Source organism: Mycolicibacter terrae, from assembly GCF_010727125.1.
Lineage (GTDB): Bacteria > Actinomycetota > Actinomycetes > Mycobacteriales > Mycobacteriaceae > Mycobacterium > Mycobacterium terrae.
Map to the genome: position 1 here is coordinate 291,979 of NZ_AP022564.1, position 16,710 is coordinate 308,688.

Here is a 16,710-nt window from a genome sequence, read left to right on the forward strand (position 1 = left end):
ACCTATCACGGTGGGCACGGGGTGCCGATGGTCCTGGTGCACGGGCTGATGGGCCGGGGCAGCACCTGGCCGCGGCAACTGCCGTGGCTGACCCGGCTCGGCGCGGTTTACACCTACGACGCGCCGTGGCACCGTGGCCGCGACGTCGTCGACCCGCATCCGATCGCCACCGAATGCTTCGTGGCCGACCTGACCGCCGCCGTGCAGCAGTTGCCGGCTCCGGTGCGCCTGGTGGGCCACTCGATGGGGGCGCTGCATTCGTGGTGCCTGGCGGCCCGCCATCCGGAGCTGGTCTCCGCGCTGGTGGTTGAGGACATGGCGCCGGACTTCCGGGGCCGCACCACCGGGCCGTGGGAACCGTGGGTGCATGCCCTGCCGGTCGAGTTCGCCCGGGCAGAGCAGGTGGTCGCAGAATTCGGCGAAATCGCCGGACGGTACTTCCTGGAAGCCTTCGACCGCACCGAGACCGGCTGGCGGCTGCACGGGCAACCCGCGCGCTGGGTTCAGATCGCCGCCGAGTGGGGCACCCGTGACTATTGGGATGAGTGGCGCGCCGTGCAGGCGCCGACGCTGCTCATCGAAGCCGGCAACTCGGTGACACCCCCGGGCCAGATGCTCGAGATGCACCGCATCGCCTCGGCCAGCACCTACCTGCACGTACCCGACGCCGGTCACCTGGTGCACGACGAGGCGCCGCAGGTCTACCGCGAGGCCGTCGAGTCGTTTCTGTCCTGACCGGGCAGCACGAAGCGGTCGTCGGCGAGCCGTTCGACAAGACCATCGTCCAACAGGGAGGCCAAGGCGCGTTCACGCTGGACCGGATCGACCGGCCATGCCACGTCGAGCTCGGCCTTCGTGACGGGTAACACATTGTCCCGCAACACATCCAGCAGGCGTCCGCGCACCTGCCGGTCGGTGCCGGCATAGCGTTGGGCGGGCCGCCGCACTGTGCTGCCGGGCGGGAATCCGCGGTCTCGCCATGCGCAGGCACGCAACGGGCATGCGGCGCAGCGTGGCGTCCGGGCCGTGCACACCGTGGCGCCCAACTCCATCAACGCCGCCGAAAAACGAGCGGCCTGAGCGGCTTTGGGTAATAGAGCTAGGAGAGCACCGACATCGGCGTGATCGCGTTTCGCAGATGGGGCTGCGGCGTCGGCGAGCCCGTGCACGGCGCGGGCCACGACCCGGCGGACATTGGTGTCGACCACCGGAACCGGTTTGCGGTAGGCAAAACAGGCCACCGCCCGCGCGGTGTAGCTGCCGATCCCCGGCAGTTGTTCCAACGTCTCGACGTCGTCGGGCACCACGTCGGCGAAGTCGCGGGCGATCACCGTCGCGCATTCATGGAGCCGTTTGGCCCGTCGCGGGTAGCCCAGCTTTCCCCAGGCCCGCAGCACCTCGGCGGGGGTCGCGGCCGCTGTCGCCGACGGGGTCGGCCAGCGGGCCACCCAGTCCGACCAGATCGGCAGCACCCGCGCCACCGGGGTTTGCTGCAGCATGAACTCGCTGACCAGGATCTGCCACGGGGTCACGCCGTCCGCCCGCCAGGGCAGGTCGCGTTCGGCGACGTCGAACCAGCCGAGCAGCTCGCCGGCGTGGATGCTCATCGCCCGGCCGTGCACAATGTCGGGTATGCCGAACTCGAACCCGATATCCGCGTGGAAGGCACTCAAGGAGGGTAACGAGCGCTTCGTCGCCGGCAAGCCCAGCCATCCGAGCCAGGATGTCGCGCGCCGCGCCGAGCTGGCCAACGGCCAGAAACCGACCGCGGTGGTGTTCGGTTGCGGCGACAGCAGGGTCGCGGCCGAGATCATCTTCGATCAGGGTCTGGGCGACATGTTCGTGGTCCGCACCGCCGGCCATGTCATCGATGCAGCGGTGCTGGGTTCGATCGAGTTCGGGGTGGCGGTGCTCGACGTGCCGCTGATCGTCGTCCTGGGTCACGACAGCTGCGGGGCGGTCAAGGCCGCCCTGGCGGCTCTCGACGACGGTGCCGTACCAGGCGGCTACCTGCGTGACATCGCCGAACGGGTGGCCTCGTCGATCCTGGTCGGCCGGCGCGAAGGTCTTCGCAGCATCGATGAGTTCGAGACCTGCCACGTCAACGAGACCGTGCGGCAACTGGCGACTCGATCGACCGTCATCGCCGAGCAGATCGAGGCCGGGACGCTGGCGATCGTCGGCGCCACCTACCACCTGTCTGACGGGCGGGTGCAGACCCGCGAGTATCTGGGCGATATCGGCGAATAGTCGCCGAAGGTCACAACGCGGCAACGACACGCCGAGACGGGTCGGACAACTCTCGGTGAGCACGTCCTACCGTGAGAACGTGCTCGATTTAGAACCGCAGGGTCCGCTGCCTTCGCAGATCTACTGGCGACGCCGCGGCCTCGCACTGGGCATCGGGGTCGCCGTGGTCGGGCTGGTGGCGGCCATCGTCTTCGCTGTCGTGGACGGCAGCGCGGGCGCCGACAACGCTGACGGGAAGAAGACGACCGCCGCGCAGCACGCCAACCCGCAAGGCGCCGCACCCGAAGAGGCCAAGACGCCCGTGGTGCCGCCCGCCGAGCAGGCGCCACCGCCCTCTGCGACCCCGACCGCGGCGGTGATCCCGCCGCCGGTGCTCAAGGAGGGCGACGACTGCCCCGACTCGACGCTTGCGGTCAAGGGCATCACCGGTCCGCAGTACGTGGTGGGCGAGCAGCCCCAGTTCACCATGGTGGTGACCAACATCGGGCTGGTCGCCTGCAAGCGGGACGTGGGAGCGGCAGTGCTGGCGGCCTACGTCTACTCACTGGACAACCAGCGGCTGTGGTCGAACCTGGACTGCGCGCCGTCGAACGAGACCCTGGTGAAGACCTTCGATCCCGGCGAACAGGTGACCACCACGGTGACCTGGACCGGAATGGGTTCGGCGCCGCAATGCCCGCTACCGCGACAGCCGATCGGGCCGGGCACCTACAACCTGGTGGTCCAACTGGGCAATCTGCGCTCGGCGACGGTGCCGTTCATGCTGACCGAGCCCGCCCCGGACGCCCTGCCGCCGCCGGAGAACTTCCCGGCGCCGGACGCCCCCCTGCCCGGCAACTGACCGGCTAGCCGCGATCCAGCAGCTGCGGCGGAACCGCTCTGCCGGCGCGATGATCGGCGATGTCGACCAGGCTGCGCAGCGCCGCGCCGATATTGGCCGCCGCCACCGTGCGCAGCCCGCCCACCGTGGCCGGGGCTCCCGGCGGTGTCAGCGCGGTGGTGAACCCGAGCCGGGCCGCCTCGGCCAGTCGGCGGTCCATGCCGCTGACCGGGCGCAGGTCGCCGGCCAGCCCCACTTCGCCCACCACCACCGTGGTCGCCGACAGCGGCAGACCCGAATACGCCGATGCCAGGGCGATGGCGACGGCCAGATCCGTAGACGGATCGGTCAACCGCATACCGCCCACGGTGGACAGGTAGATGTCGGCTGCCGCGATCGGCAGGTTCGCGTGCTTGCCGAGCACCGCGGTGATCATGGCGGCCCGGGCATGGTCGATGCCGCTGACCGCTCGACGCGGCGACCCGCCCACCGGGTCGGCCAGCAGTGCCTGCACTTCGCCGATCAACGGGCGTTTGCCGTCCAGCGCGACGGTGATCGCGGTGCCCGGGACCGGTTCGCTGCGCTGTTCCAGGAAAAGCCCGGACGGGTCGGTGATCCCTTCGATTCCGCTGTCGCGCAACAGGAAACAGCCCACTTCATCGGTGGCGCCGAAGCGGTTCTTGACCGCGCGCACCATCCGCAGCACCGAGTTGCGGTCGCCGTCGAAATGCAGCACGACGTCGACGAGGTGTTCCAGTGAACGCGGGCCGGCGATCGCACCGTCCTTGGTCACATGGCCGACCAGGATCAGCGCCACGTCGGCCCCCTTGGCGGCTGCGGTCAGGGCGGCGGTGACGGCACGCACCTGGGTGACCCCGCCGGCCACACCGTCGGTGTCGGCGGCGGTGATCGTCTGCACCGAGTCCACCACCACCATCGTCGGCCGGACCGCCTCGATATGGCCCAGCACGGTCTGCAGGTCGGATTCGGCGGCCAGGTAGATCTCGTCATGGCTGCACCCGGTGCGTTCGGCGCGCAGCCGGATCTGCCCGCCGGACTCCTCTCCCGAGACATAGAGTGCCCGGCGCCCCTCCAGCGCCCACCGGTGGGCCACCTCGAGCAGCAACGTGGACTTGCCGACGCCGGGATCGCCGGCCAGCAGTGTGACCGAGCCGGGAACCACCCCGCCGCCCAGCACCCGGTCCAGCTCGGACACGCCGGTCTGCTGGGGGCGGGCAGAGCCGAGCGCGATGGAGCTGATCGGAACCGCCGGCCGGGCCGGTGCCGCCGGCCGCAGTCCGTTCGACGGCGCGACCGACTCCGCCACCGGGTCGATGCCGCCCCAGCTACCGCACTCCGGGCATCGGCCCAGCCATTTCGCGCAGGTGTTCCCGCACTCCGAACAGCGATACAGCGATCGAGCCCTGGACGTTTTAGCCACCCGCTGACGCTATCCGGTGGGTCGGACAGAAACCGCGGCCGACGCGGGGAGTCAGTGGTGCGAAAGTGCTCCGGCTGAGATCGGCACGGCAACGCGGATCGGGCCCGCCTTCTTGAAGTCGAAGGTGAAGTCGTAGGTCAGCCCGTTGGAGATCGCCTTGTCCAGGGTCACGAGGGCCGCTGCGGTGCTGGCGTTGGAGACCTCAGGCAGTGCCCTGGAGGCGGGTGCGGTCGGCAGGTCCGGGCCGGCCGGGGCGCTGACCACCAGGACGCCGCCGGCGGGAACCGACTTGCCGCCCGTCACCGACACCTTGCCGACCGAGCTGGTGATCCCGGTGAGCTCATCGCCGGTGTCGGTCGACTGGTTGCTGGCGACGAAGACCAAGTCCACCGTCTGGCCGGCCTCCAGCGCATCGCCGGCCTGCACCGCCTGGATGCGCACGTCACGCAGCGCCAGGTCGCCCACGGTGGCGGAGGCGCCGTTGACCGCGGAAGCCTGGTCGGCGGTCTGGGAGATCTGGCCGGTACCGCAACCGGCGAGTGCCGCGGCGAAGGCCAACGCGGTAATGACCCTGTTGAACCGGTTCACTGGAGGCCTCCTGCTCGGCGCTGCGGTTTGTGACTATGCACTGTAGTAGCACGCTCACAGCGGCGGTAGCTCAGGGTTAGGCCTTGCCTCAGAGCGTGATCGAGCTCCCGGAACCGGCCCGCGGTGGCCCACGTCATGCACGCTTTATCGTTGCTGTCAAGCCCCCGCCCGGGGCCGCGATGCCCCTGACCTGCACCGTTGATCGTCCGGTGTCTGGCCGACGTGTTAGGATGGGGTAGCGAAAGGGGCTCAAATCAGATGATCTTTAAGGTCGGAGACACCGTCGTATATCCACACCACGGTGCAGCGTTAATCGAGGCGATTGAAACCCGGACCATCAAAGGCGAGCCGAAGGACTATCTGGTTCTCAAGGTGGCGCAGGGCGACCTCACCGTTCGAGTTCCCGCGGAGAATGCCGAATATGTCGGCGTGCGTGACGTAGTGGGCCAGGAAGGTCTGGACAAGGTCTTCCAGGTACTGCGCGCCCCGCACACCGAGGAGCCGACCAACTGGTCGCGCCGTTACAAGGCCAACCTCGAGAAGCTCGCCTCCGGCGACGTGCACAAGGTAGCCGAGGTCGTCCGTGACCTCTGGCGCCGCGACCAGGAGCGCGGCCTGTCCGCCGGCGAGAAGCGGATGCTGGCCAAGGCCCGTCAGATTCTGGTCGGTGAACTGGCGCTGGCCGAGAACACCGACGATGCCAAGGCGGAGACCATCCTCGACGAGGTGCTGGCCGCGGCGTCCTGAGCCGCCGGGGGTACTCGGTGGTAAGCACAGTAGCCGTGGTCCCAGCCGCGGGTTCGGGCGTGCGACTGGGGGCTGGCGTCCCGAAGGCGTTCTTCCTGCTCGGCGGGCAGACCCTGGTCGAGCGCGCCGTGGCGGGTCTGCGGGAGTCCGGCGTCATCGACCAGGTGGTGGTCGCGGTCCCACCCGATCGCACCGATGAGGCCAAACTGATCCTCGGGCGAACGGCCACGGTAGTGGCCGGTGGCGCGCACCGTATCGATTCGGTCCGGCTGGCGCTGGAGAGCGCCGGAGAACCCGATTTCGTTCTGGTCCACGATGCCGCACGTCCGTTGACGCCACCGGACCTGGTGGTCCGGGTGGTCGAGGCGTTGCGTGACGGGCACCGCGCGGTGGTGCCCACCCTGCCGGTCTCGGACACCATCAAGGCGGTCGACGCCAACGGGGTGGTGCTGGGCACACCGGAGCGGGAAGGTCTGCGGGCGGTCCAGACACCGCAGGGGTTCGCCGCCGAACTGCTGCTGCGTGCCTATCAGCAGGCCGTTGATCGGGCACAGTTCACCGACGATGCCTCGATGGTCGAGCACATTGGCGGCCAGGTCCAGACCGTCGACGGCGACCCGCTGGCCTTCAAGATCACCACCAAACTGGACGCGGTGCTCGCTGAGGCGGTGGTGCGCCGGTGAGCGCGCTGCCCCGCGTCGGATTGGGCACCGATGTGCATCCGATCGAGCCGGGGCGGCCCTGCTGGCTGCTCGGGTTGCTGTTTCCCGACGCCGATGGCTGCGCTGGGCACTCCGACGGCGACGTCGCCGTACACGCGCTGTGTGACGCGCTGTTGTCGGCGGCAGGCTTGGGGGACCTGGGCGCGGTGTTCGGCGTCGACGATCCACGCTGGGCACGGGTAACCGGTGCTGTGATGCTGGGCCACGTCCGCGGCCTACTTCGCGACAACCGTTTCACGGTCGGCAATGCCGCGGTGCAGGTCATCGGGAACCGGCCGAAGGTGGGACCGCGCCGCGTCGAGGCGCAGCAACTGCTGTCCGACCTGTTGGGTGCACCGGTGTCGGTGTCGGCGACGACCACCGACGGGCTGGGGCTGACCGGTCGGGGCGAGGGGCTGGCCGCAGTCGCTACCGCGTTGGTGACGCCGGGGTAGTTCGCTCGGTGGTTTCTAGCACCAGCCGAAGAGGCCGAGCACACCGCAGGCGACATCGCCACCGACACTGACACCCGCGCCGGCGAGGTCCCCAGTGGTGTCCAGGGCCATTCCCGGCACCTCGGCGGCAACACCGCCGGCGGCATCGGCGGCCGCCTGGCCGGCGGCGTCGGCCGCCGCATTGGCGGCCTCGGTGGCGGCGTCGGCCGTCAGCGCGGTGGTGGTGTCGGTGAGCGCGCCGGTCAGGAGGTCAGGGTCGAGGGCCGGGGTCAGGTCCAGGTTGGACAGGTCGGCGGCTACCGGTGCTGCCAGCCCGAAAGCGTCGGTCGCCGCGGCGGAACCGGCAAGATCTGTAGCCGCGGCCGAAGCGGCCGTGGCGGCGTCCGCGCCGGTAGCCGGGGCGGCGCCGAGACTGCCCAGGCCGGACATCAGCAGCGGTGCGCCCAACATCGGCACGTACATCGCCATCATCGGAGCCATCATCGCCATCGAGCTGCCGATGGAGGCGCCCATGTTGTTCATTCCGCCCGCAGCAGGAGCGGCCGCCATACCGTCGTCGGCCGGGTGTGCCGCCTCATCGTCCGGCCTTGCCGTGCCGTCGTGAGCCGGGTTCGTGGTGCCATCGCCGGCCGGGTGCGCCCCGCCTGCGCCGACCGGGCCGACCGGGCCGATCGTGCCGGCATCGGCCGGGCCCGCTCCGCCGGGCTCGGCCTGCTGTACCGCGCCGGTCAGGTTCGCCCCGGGAACCGACTGGGTCGGGGGCTGCGGGTTTTGATCGTTGGGCTCGTCGGCGTACGCCGTCGCCGTGGCGGCAATTGTGACCGCAGCCAGGAGCGCTCCAGAGACTGCCGCCAGACGTTTACTCACTGCCGCAATATATGCCACCCGTAACCGCCTGTCCACCGATGCGGCAAGGAGTGTCCGTTCCTGGCAAATCCCTGCTAGCGGCGGGTGTGACGGTAGCGCTCGGCCCGCCCGGTAAGCTGGCCCGTCGTGACCGATCGCCCCAGCCTGCGGCTGCACGACACGGCAACCGGCGCCGTGCGTGAATTCGTTCCGCTGCGGCCCGGCCATGCGTCGATTTACTTGTGCGGTGCGACCGTCCAGGCCCCGCCGCACATCGGTCACGTTCGCAGTGGTGTGGCGTTCGATGTGCTGCGCCGGTGGCTGACCGCGCGCGGCTACGACGTCGCCTTCGTGCGCAACGTGACCGACATCGACGACAAGATCCTCACCAAGGCCGCCGCGGCCGGCCGGCCCTGGTGGGAGTGGTCCGCCACTCACGAGCGCGAGTTCACCGCCGCCTACGAGGCGCTGGGCGTGCTGCCGCCCTCGGTCGAGCCGCGCGCCACCGGCCACATCACCCAGATGGTCGAGTTGATCGAACGCCTGATCGCGTCCGGGCACGCCTATACCGGCGGCGGCGACGTGTACTTCGACGTGCTGAGCTACCCCGAGTACGGCCAGTTGTCCGGCCACAAGATCGACGACGTGCACCAGGGGGAGGGGGTGGCCACCGGAAAACGTGATCCGCGGGACTTCACGCTCTGGAAGGGCGCCAAACCCGGTGAACCCAGCTGGCCGACACCGTGGGGGCCGGGCCGCCCGGGCTGGCATCTGGAGTGTTCCGCCATGGCGCGTTCCTACCTCGGGCCTGAATTCGACATTCACTGCGGCGGAATGGATCTCATCTTCCCCCACCACGAGAACGAGATCGCCCAGAGTCGGGCCGCCGGTGACGGGTTCGCCAACTACTGGCTGCACAACGGCTGGGTCACCCTGGGTGGCGAGAAGATGAGCAAGTCGCTGGGCAATGTGCTGTCGATGTCGGCGGTGCTGCAACGGGTCCGGCCCGCCGAACTGCGCTACTACCTGGGCAGCGCGCACTACCGTTCCATGCTGGAGTTCTCCGAGACCGCCCTGCAGGACGCCGTCAACGCCTACGTCGGCATCGAGGACTTCCTGCACCGGGTGCGCAGTCGGGTGGGCGCGGTGGTTCCGGGCAGCTGGACGCCCCGGTTCGCCGCCGCGCTCGACGACGACCTGTCGGTGCCGATCGCGCTGGCCGAGGTGCACCGGACCCGCGCAGAGGGCAACCGGGCCCTCGACGCCGGCGATCACGAGGGTGCGCTGGCGGCCGCCGGCGCCATCCGGGCGATGATGGGCGTGCTGGGCTGTGACCCGCTCGACGAACGCTGGGAATCACGGGATGAGACCTCGGCGGCGCTGGCGGCGGTGGACGTGCTGGTGCGTGCCGAACTGCAGCGCCGCGAAACCGCTCGCGCCGAACGGGATTGGCAGCTGGCCGACGAGATCCGCGGCAGGCTCAAGGACGCCGGCATCGACGTCACCGACACCGGCGACGGCCCGCAGTGGTCGCTGCTGGTAGACGGGGCGGGCTAGATGGCCGGCAATTCCAGACGCAAAGGCGCGGTGCGCAAACCCGGGACCAAGAAGGGGCCGACGGTCGGCTCCGGCGGGCAGCGTCGCCGCGGGCTCGAGGGCCGTGGTGCCACCCCGCCGGCACACCAGCGGGAATACCACCCGGCGGCAAAGGCCGCCAAGCGCGCCGCCAAGCAGCGGGCCTACCGGACCAGCAAGCGCACCGACGACAGCGAGACCGTGCTGGGCCGCAATCCGGTGCTGGAATGCCTGCGCGCGGGGATCCCGGCGACCGCTCTCTATGTGGCGCTCGGCGCCGAAGCCGACGAGCGCTTGACCGAATCAGTGAGCCGGGCTGCCGATTCCGGGTTGCCGATTCTCGAGGTACCTCGGTCAGACCTGGACAAGATGACCACCAACGGCCTGCACCAGGGCATCGCCCTGCAGGTTCCGCCGTACAACTACGCCCATCCCGACGATCTGTTGGCAGCCGCGCGGGAAGAGGTCGCGCCCCCGCTGCTGGTCGCCTTGGACAACATCTCTGATCCGCGCAACCTCGGTGCCATCGTGCGGTCGGTGGCGGCATTCGGCGGCCACGGCGTGCTCATCCCGCAGCGCCGCTCCGCGTCGGTCACGGCGGTGGCGTGGCGTACCAGTGCCGGTGCGGCAGCTCGTATTCCGGTCGCCCGCGCGTCCAATCTGACCCAGACACTGAAGGGATGGGCGAGTCGCGGGCTGCAGGTGGTCGGTTTGGACGCCGGCGGCGACACCGTGGTCGACGAGTTGGACGGTACCGGCCCGATGGTGCTGGTCGTCGGCTCCGAGGGCAAGGGCCTGTCCCGGCTGGTCCGGCAGAACTGCGATGCGATCGTGTCCGTTCCGATGGCCGGTCCCACCGAGTCGCTCAACGCGTCGGTGGCCGCCGGGGTGGTGCTGGCCGAGATCGCCCGTCAGCGGCGGTGATCCGCCGCGCCGCGGAGCATCCCCGCCGCGAGCAGTCACACAATCGCATGAATCTGGCTCGCATCGTGCGAGTCTGTGTCTGCTCGGCGCTGGTGGCGGTGCCGTCGGTCGCAGCGCAGCCGGGCGCGTTCGATCTGCAGGCGCATCGCGGCGGGCGGGGCGAGACCACCGAGGGGTCGCTGCGCGGATTCGCCAAGTCGATTGAATCAGGTGTCAACACACTGGAATTGGATATCGTCCTGACCCGCGACGGCCAACCGCTGGTATGGCACGATCCGGTGATAGAGCCGTCCAAGTGCGCCGATACCGGGCCGGCCGTTGCCGGCGACACGCAGTACCCGTATGTGGGCAAGCGGGTGGCCGACCTCGCCCTCGTGCAGATCCGCACCCTGGACTGCGGACAACCGCTGCCGGAGTTCCCCGATGCGGAAGTGGTGCCCGGCAACGTGATCGCGACGCTGCCGGAGGTGTTCGCCCTTGCCGACTCGTACCACGCTGCGGTGCGCTACAACATCGAGACCAAGGTCGACGCGCAGAGCCCCCAGCAGATCGTCGACGTGGTCCTGGCGGCGGTGCGGGCCGGCGGCAAACTGGATGCCGTCGAGATCCAGAGCTTCGACTGGCGCATCCTGCCGCTGGTGCGCGCCGCCGAGCCGGCCATTCCCCTTGCCGCGCTGTGGGATCAGGGACCGGATCCGATCGCCGGCGCGGTCGCGGCCGGCGCCGACATCGTGTCCCCGGACTACTCGGTGGTGGATCGGGGGTTCGTCGACCGCGCCCACCGCGCCGGACTCAAGGTCATTCCGTGGACGGTCAACGACGCCGCTGCGATGAGCGAGCAGATCGCCTCGGGCGTCGACGGACTCATCACCGACTACCCGCAGCGGGCGCGTGTGGTGATGGCCGAGTTCGGCATGCCGCTGCCGCCGGCCTATCGGCGAGGCTGATCCGGTGGCGGTGACCCGCCGCGCCCGGCTCCGCCGCGCCGGCGATCACCGCTAGACGCCCAACAGCCGCGCACCAGCCCACAGGGCCAGCACCGCCGCCAGCAATGTCGGCGGAACCGTGCACAACCCCAGCCGGGTGTACTCACCGACGCCGGCGGGAACGTGATACCTGCGCAGCACCCGGCGCCACAGCAGGTTCGACAGCGAACCGGCGTAGGTCAGGTTGGGGCCGATGTTGACCCCGATCAACACCGCCAGCACCGCCACCGGGCCGGCCGATGCCACCAGCGGCACCAGCACTAGCGTCGCCGGCAGATTGTTGACCACGTTGGCCAGCACCGCGGCCACCGCCGCGATCGTCAGCAGCGTCACCAGCCCCGAACCCGCCGGCAGCACTGTGCTCATCCGATCACCGAGCCCGTTGTCGACGACGGCGCGCACCACCACTCCCAGGGCCAGCACGAACACCAGGAAACCGACATTGGCGGCCCGCAGGATGCCGGCCGGTGTGCTGCGCCGAAGCGCCAGACCGCGCCCGGCCAGCACGGTGGCACCGGCGACGGCCGCCCACGCGGGAGCGACACCGAACGTCTCTGCGATCACGAACCCGGCCAGCGTCAGTCCCAGCACCGCCAGCGCGAACACCGGGACCGGGGGCGGCGGGCCGGCGTGGCGGTGCTCCGGTGTCGCGCGCAGATCATTGCGGAAGAACCACCGGAAGATCAGGTAGACGACCGCCGTCGCGGCGAGCCATGGCGCCGCCATCAGCGCGGTGAACCTCACGAAGGACAAACCGGCCTCCTGGAACGCCAGCAGGTTGGTCAGGTTGGACACCGGCAGCAGCAGCGACGCGGTGTTGGCCAGGTGCGCGGTCGCGTAGGCGTGCGGGCGTATCGGTGCGTGACGGCGGCGGGCCATCATCAGCACCACCGGGGTCAGCAGCACCACCGTCGCGTCCAGGCTCAAGACCGCGGTCAGGCAGGCCGCGATGACGAAGACCCGGCGCAGCAGATGCTGAGGCGGCCCGACATCGGCCCGTGCCATCGCCGCGCCGGCGGCCTCGAACAGGCCCTCGTCGTCGCAGAGTTGCGCCAGCACCAGCACCGCGCCCAGGAACGCGACGACACGCAGCAGGGTGGCCGCCTCGGCGGCCGCGTCGTGCATCGAGATCGCGCCGGTCGCGACCAACACGGCCGCGGCCGGAACCGCCGCGAACACCTCGGGCCAGCCCCGCGGGCGGGCCACCGCGAAGCCCAGCACCACGGCGAGCAGCAGCAGCGAAAGAGCCGGCTTCAGGTCCACGGGTCTTCGTGGCGCCACACCGTGGGCAGGTGCAGGGCGACGCCGTCGGCATCGGCCAGCTCGCTGAGAACCCGCATCGATACGTCCAGGTCATCACCGGCATAGGGCAAGGCGCGCAACGGCTTTGACAGCGGCCGGAAGAAGTCGTCCCAGTGGATCAACACGACGGTCTTAGCGCCGACCGCGCGCACCGTCTCCGCCCAGTAGTCGTCCAGGTACCGGCGGGGCTGCAAACCGAGTTGGCCCACACCCAGATACACCACATCGGCGCGGTGGGCGGCCAGGGCGCCGGGGTGAAACCCGGCGCTGCCGACGATCAGCAGCCGCCGGCCAGACGGGCGGTGGGCCACCACCGCCGACCATGCCTCACCACATCGGTAGGCCCCCATCCGCACCGGAGGAGTGACCGGGGCGCTGATCTGCCCCGGGAAGCGGTCCGGCGGGCAGTGCCGCGACTCGACCAGCGTGACGTCGTAGGAACCCAACGTGATCGGCTGATCCGGGGTGGCGACGATCAGGCGGTCTTCGGCCAACCCGTGGCCGCGCCCGACGTTGGCGGCCGATTCACCGCCGACCAGCACCGCGCCGGTCCGTTCGGCGACCAATGCCGAATCCAGAACGTGGTCGATGTGGGTGTGCACCGCGATGACCGCAGCCAGGCCTCGCACCCCGGCGCGCGCCAGGCAGCCGTCGACGCGGGCCGGCACCGGCGCCACCTTGCCGAACTGCAAGCGCGCCAGGCCGGGCCGGGAGAAATAGCCGTCGGTCAGCAGGGCCGACGATCCGTCGTCGATCAGCAGTGTCGACACCCCGAGCCAGGTCACCCGCAGCGGTGCGTCCGGCGCCGCGGCCGGGACGGTGAACCGGTGCGCATACTCGCCCAGATCGGGGCGGCCGAGCTTGAGGCGCATCGGGGGTTCGGTCAGACCTTGGGACGGTCGTCGTCGCCGATCAGCAGCCGGACCGCCAGGTCCAGCCGCGTGGTGAAGTCGGTGGCCGACGCACGCCGGGTCAGCCAGGCGAGCAGGTTGGACAGCCACACGTCGGAGATCACCCGGGAGATGTGGTACTGCTCCTCGGTCGGCTCGCCGTCGCTCATCGCCCCGGCGAACATCGAGTCGATCAGCTTCTGGACGTGGTCGACCTCGCCGGCGGCCGACGCGTCGGCGAAGACGTAAGCCCGGGTCATGGCTTCGGTGAGCAGCGGGTTGCGCTGCATGGCGCGGTTGAGCTTGTTGACCACCAGGTTGAGCCGCTGGTGCCGGGTCATTTCGGCGTACGTGGCCGGGTCGGTCTTGGTCTCCACACGGGCGATCTCGCGGCCCATCGCCGAGACCAGCAGATGGACCTTCGACGGGAAGTACCGGTAGAGGGTGCCGACGGCCACGTCGGCCCGGTCGGCCACCGCGCGCATCTGCACCGCGTCGTAGCCGCCTTTGGACGCGATCGCCAGCGTCGCATCCAGGATGCGTTTGCGGCGTTCCCGTTGCGCCTCGGAGCCGAGGTCGGATTCGGTCAGCACAGCCACGCTGGTGACCTCCCGGGGCTGGATGCTCGCTCCGCGGGCCGGATTGCTGTCGGCTGGTGACGACATGTGGTGGGTAGCTCCTTCAGTCGGCCTACTCGCCAGTAACGATACGCATCGCGTAGCTGAATCTCTCACTCCCAACACCGACGGGACGGGACGTGTCCTGCCACAACGGTTCGACTTGACGCTCGGGCGCTGGCACTATTAGAACACGTTCTAGTCAACCGGGTGGACTTCCTCGCTCGCCGAGGTTCAACACCGTTATCACCCCGAGGAGCCCCGCGTGTCCGTGACCATCAACGACGAACAGCTCGCCGCTCGTGAGCTGGTCCGCGACTGGGCCGCCGCAGCAGGCACCGCCGAGGCGATCCGAGCCGTCGAACTGGGCCAAATCGACGCCTGGAAGCCGGTTTTCGCTCGGCTGGCCGACCTGGGCTTGTTCGGGGTGGCCGTCCCCGAGGAGTGCGGCGGCGCCGGCGGGCGGCTCGAAGACCTGTGCGCGATGGTCGACGAGGCCGCCAGGGCACTGGTTCCGGGTCCGGTCGCGACCACCGCCCTGGCCACATTGGTGGTCACCGATCCGCAGCTGGCCGAGGCCCTGGCGGGCGGTGAACGTGTCGCCGGGGTCTCGATCGATGCGGACCTGCATCTCGACGCCGCGGCCGCCCAGGTGTCCGGCACGGCCGCGCGGGTGCTGGGCGCAACCGTCGACGGGCTGCTGCTGCTGCCGGCCGGAAAAGACGGCACGGACGGCGGGACCTGGGTGCTGGTGGACGCCCGCGCCGACGGGGTGCAGGTCGAGTCGCTGACCGCCACCGACTTCTCCCGGCCGCTGGCAAAGGTGACGTTGACCGCCGCGCCGGCGGTGGTGCTCGAGGCCGGCAGCCGGGTGGAGAACCTGGTGGTCACGGTGCTGGCCGCCGAGGCGGCCGGCGTCGCCCGCTGGGCGCTGGACACCGCCGTGGAGTACGCGAAGGTGCGCGAGCAATTCGGCAAGCCGATCGGCAGCTTCCAGGCCGTCAAGCACCTGTGCGCGGAGATGTTGTGTCGGGCCGATCAGGCCGCGGTGGCCGCCAGCGACGTCGCGCGCGCCGCCTCCGACTCCGATGAGCAGCAGTTTGCGATCGCGGCCGCGGTCGCCGCCGCCATCTGCATCGACGCCGCCAAGGCCAATGCCAAGGACTGCATCCAGGTGCTCGGCGGGATCGGCATCACCTGGGAGCACGATGCGCATCTGTACCTGCGCCGGGCCTACGGAATCGGGCAGGCGCTGGGCGGATCGGAGCGCTGGCTGCGGCACACCGCCGCGCTGACCCGGGCCGGGGTGCGGCGCCGGCTGGAGATCGACCTCGGCCAGGACAACGCGGTGACCGACATCCGCCCCGAGATCGCCGCCGAAGCGGCCCGGATCGCCGCACTGCCCGACGAGCAGCGCCAGGTGGCGCTGGCCGAGTCGGGCCTGCTGGCGCCGCACTGGCCCGCGCCGTATGGCCGCGCGGCCGGTCCCGCCGAGCAGCTGGTGATCGACCAGGAACTCGCCGCGGCCGGTGTTCAGCGCCCCGACCTGGTGGTGGGGTGGTGGGCGGCGCCGACCATTCTCGAACACGGCACCCCGGAGCAGATCGAGCGCTTCATCCCGGCCACCCTTACCGGCGAGATCTTCTGGTGCCAGTTGTTCTCCGAGCCTGGCGCCGGCTCGGACCTGGCGGCGCTGCGCACCAAGGCGGTCAAGGTCGACGGAGGCTGGCGATTGACCGGTCAGAAGGTGTGGACCTCGCGGGCCCATGACTCGCAGTGGGGCGTCTGCCTGGCCAGAACCGACCCCGAGGCGCCGAAGCACAAGGGCATCACGTACTTCCTGGTCGACATGGCCGCCGCGGGCATCGACATCCGGCCGCTGCGGGAGATCACCGGCGAGGCCCTGTTCAACGAGGTCTTTCTCGACGACGTGTTCGTGCCGGACGAGCTGGTCGTCGGCGGCGTCAACGACGGCTGGCGGCTGGCCCGCACCACCCTGGCCAACGAGCGGGTCGCGATCGCCGGTGGTACCGCGCTGGGCAACCCGATGGAAGAACTGCTGAAAACCCTGGCAGATCGAGAACCGGACACCGCCACCGCCGAGCGGCTGGCCCGGCTGATCATCGCCGCCCAGGCGGGCGCACTGCTGGATCAACGCATCGCCCAACTCGCCGTCGGCGGCCGGGACCCCGGCTCGGAGTCCTCGGTGCGCAAGCTGATCGGGGTGCGCTACCGCCAGGACCTGGCCGAGTTCCGGATGGACGTGACCGAGGGGGCCGGAGCGGTCGCCGGGCGCGAGGTGCACGATTTCCTCAATACCCGGTGCCTGTCGATCGCCGGCGGTACCGAGCAGATCCTGCTGACCCTGGCCGCTGAACGGCTGCTCGGGCTGCCGCGCGGGTAGTTCGCTGGTTCGGTGCCCCGCCGAGCTGACCCTCGCTTGGTCGCGGTCGGTGCACTCCGGCCGCCCCGAACCGCGGGCGATACCGAAGTCGCCCAGCGGGATTCGGAGGCTCGCCGCTGCCGCCGGCAGGAACCTCTACCAGCGGCGATCCGCCGTGCGGTCTG

General features: G+C 70.2%; 17 protein-coding genes. 10 read left to right on the plus strand and 7 right to left on the minus strand.

The genetic code is table 11. The features are described 5' to 3' along the window. The first annotated feature begins 27 nt into the window (after positions 1-27). Positions 28-735 (plus strand): alpha/beta fold hydrolase, encoded by a 708-nt coding sequence (locus tag G6N23_RS01435; protein WP_085261831.1) that lies wholly within the window; start codon positions 28-30, stop codon positions 733-735. Here G6N23_RS01435 and G6N23_RS01440 read toward each other — a convergent pair. Continuing rightward, the gene (locus tag G6N23_RS01440) at positions 702-1,607 is read right to left on the minus strand and encodes an HhH-GPD family protein (protein ID WP_085261830.1); all 906 of its coding nucleotides are present in this window, start codon (positions 1,605-1,607) and stop codon (positions 702-704) included. The genes G6N23_RS01435 and G6N23_RS01440 overlap by 34 nt on opposite strands. Before the next feature lie 25 nt (positions 1,608-1,632). On the opposite strand from G6N23_RS01440, the gene G6N23_RS01445 reads away from it, so the two are divergent. Further along, entirely contained in the window at positions 1,633-2,250 is a 618-nt protein-coding gene (locus G6N23_RS01445; protein WP_085261832.1) for a carbonic anhydrase, read from the plus strand. Between the two features lie 79 nt (positions 2,251-2,329). Next, positions 2,330-3,091: a hypothetical protein gene (locus G6N23_RS01450; protein WP_085261833.1), complete on the plus strand. Its 762-nt coding sequence runs from the start codon at positions 2,330-2,332 to the stop codon at positions 3,089-3,091. Between the two features lie 4 nt (positions 3,092-3,095). Here the strand turns inward: G6N23_RS01450 and radA are convergent, their stop codons facing one another. Together radA and G6N23_RS01460 are read right to left on the minus strand one after the other, a co-directional pair. Continuing rightward, positions 3,096-4,511, minus strand: a complete 1,416-nt coding sequence (radA, locus tag G6N23_RS01455; protein WP_085261438.1) for a DNA repair protein RadA — start codon at positions 4,509-4,511, stop codon at positions 3,096-3,098. Between the two features lie 51 nt (positions 4,512-4,562). Further along, on the minus strand, positions 4,563-5,099 hold the full coding sequence (locus G6N23_RS01460) for a copper chaperone PCu(A)C domain-containing protein (RefSeq protein ID WP_085261439.1): 537 nt from the start codon (positions 5,097-5,099) through the stop codon (positions 4,563-4,565). 258 nt (positions 5,100-5,357) lie between these two features. On the opposite strand from G6N23_RS01460, the gene carD reads away from it, so the two are divergent. The 3 genes from carD to ispF are packed head-to-tail and all read left to right on the plus strand — an operon-like array spanning position 5,358 to position 7,002. Continuing rightward, positions 5,358-5,846 (plus strand): RNA polymerase-binding transcription factor CarD, encoded by a 489-nt coding sequence (gene carD, locus G6N23_RS01465; protein ID WP_085261440.1) that lies wholly within the window; start codon positions 5,358-5,360, stop codon positions 5,844-5,846. 17 nt (positions 5,847-5,863) lie between these two features. Next, positions 5,864-6,529, plus strand: a complete 666-nt coding sequence (gene ispD / locus G6N23_RS01470) for a 2-C-methyl-D-erythritol 4-phosphate cytidylyltransferase (RefSeq protein ID WP_095174043.1) — start codon at positions 5,864-5,866, stop codon at positions 6,527-6,529. Then, positions 6,526-7,002, plus strand: coding sequence for a 2-C-methyl-D-erythritol 2,4-cyclodiphosphate synthase (ispF, locus tag G6N23_RS01475; protein WP_085261442.1), 477 nt, complete (start codon positions 6,526-6,528; stop codon positions 7,000-7,002). The genes ispD and ispF overlap by 4 nt, the downstream gene beginning before the upstream one ends. Positions 7,003-7,017: 15 nt before the next feature. Here ispF and G6N23_RS01480 read toward each other — a convergent pair whose 3' ends face one another. Then, positions 7,018-7,869 (minus strand): hypothetical protein, encoded by an 852-nt coding sequence (locus G6N23_RS01480; RefSeq protein ID WP_085261443.1) that lies wholly within the window; start codon positions 7,867-7,869, stop codon positions 7,018-7,020. Positions 7,870-7,995: 126 nt separating this feature from the next. Here G6N23_RS01480 and cysS point away from each other — a divergent pair, with 126 nt between their 5' ends. The 3 genes from cysS to G6N23_RS01495 are packed head-to-tail and all read left to right on the plus strand — an operon-like array spanning position 7,996 to position 11,294. Further along, positions 7,996-9,405, plus strand: coding sequence for a cysteine--tRNA ligase (gene cysS, locus G6N23_RS01485; protein WP_085261444.1), 1,410 nt, complete (start codon positions 7,996-7,998; stop codon positions 9,403-9,405). After that, entirely contained in the window at positions 9,406-10,347 is a 942-nt protein-coding gene (gene rlmB / locus G6N23_RS01490) for a 23S rRNA (guanosine(2251)-2'-O)-methyltransferase RlmB (RefSeq protein WP_085261445.1), read from the plus strand. It begins immediately after the preceding gene. 47 nt (positions 10,348-10,394) lie between these two features. Continuing rightward, positions 10,395-11,294 carry a glycerophosphodiester phosphodiesterase family protein gene (locus G6N23_RS01495; RefSeq protein ID WP_085261834.1) on the plus strand — a complete coding sequence of 300 codons (900 nt, stop codon included), beginning with the start codon at positions 10,395-10,397 and terminating at the stop codon, positions 11,292-11,294. Positions 11,295-11,345: 51 nt separating this feature from the next. On the opposite strand, the gene G6N23_RS01500 is transcribed toward G6N23_RS01495, so the two are convergent. The 3 genes from G6N23_RS01500 to kstR are packed head-to-tail and all read right to left on the minus strand — an operon-like array spanning position 11,346 to position 14,190. Beyond that, a complete protein-coding gene (locus G6N23_RS01500) occupies positions 11,346-12,590 on the minus strand; it encodes an SLC13 family permease (protein ID WP_095174269.1) in 1,245 nt (414 codons plus the stop codon). Continuing rightward, positions 12,587-13,507: an MBL fold metallo-hydrolase gene (locus tag G6N23_RS01505; protein WP_085261447.1), complete on the minus strand. Its 921-nt coding sequence runs from the start codon at positions 13,505-13,507 to the stop codon at positions 12,587-12,589. Before G6N23_RS01505 ends, G6N23_RS01500 begins: the two co-directional genes overlap by 4 nt. An 11-nt stretch (positions 13,508-13,518) precedes the next feature. Continuing rightward, positions 13,519-14,190 (minus strand): cholesterol catabolism transcriptional regulator KstR, encoded by a 672-nt coding sequence (gene kstR / locus G6N23_RS01510; protein ID WP_085261448.1) that lies wholly within the window; start codon positions 14,188-14,190, stop codon positions 13,519-13,521. 217 nt (positions 14,191-14,407) lie between these two features. Here kstR and G6N23_RS01515 point away from each other — a divergent pair, with 217 nt between their 5' ends. Further along, positions 14,408-16,546, plus strand: coding sequence for an acyl-CoA dehydrogenase family protein (locus G6N23_RS01515; RefSeq protein ID WP_085261449.1), 2,139 nt, complete (start codon positions 14,408-14,410; stop codon positions 16,544-16,546). Positions 16,547-16,710 lie beyond the last annotated feature (164 nt).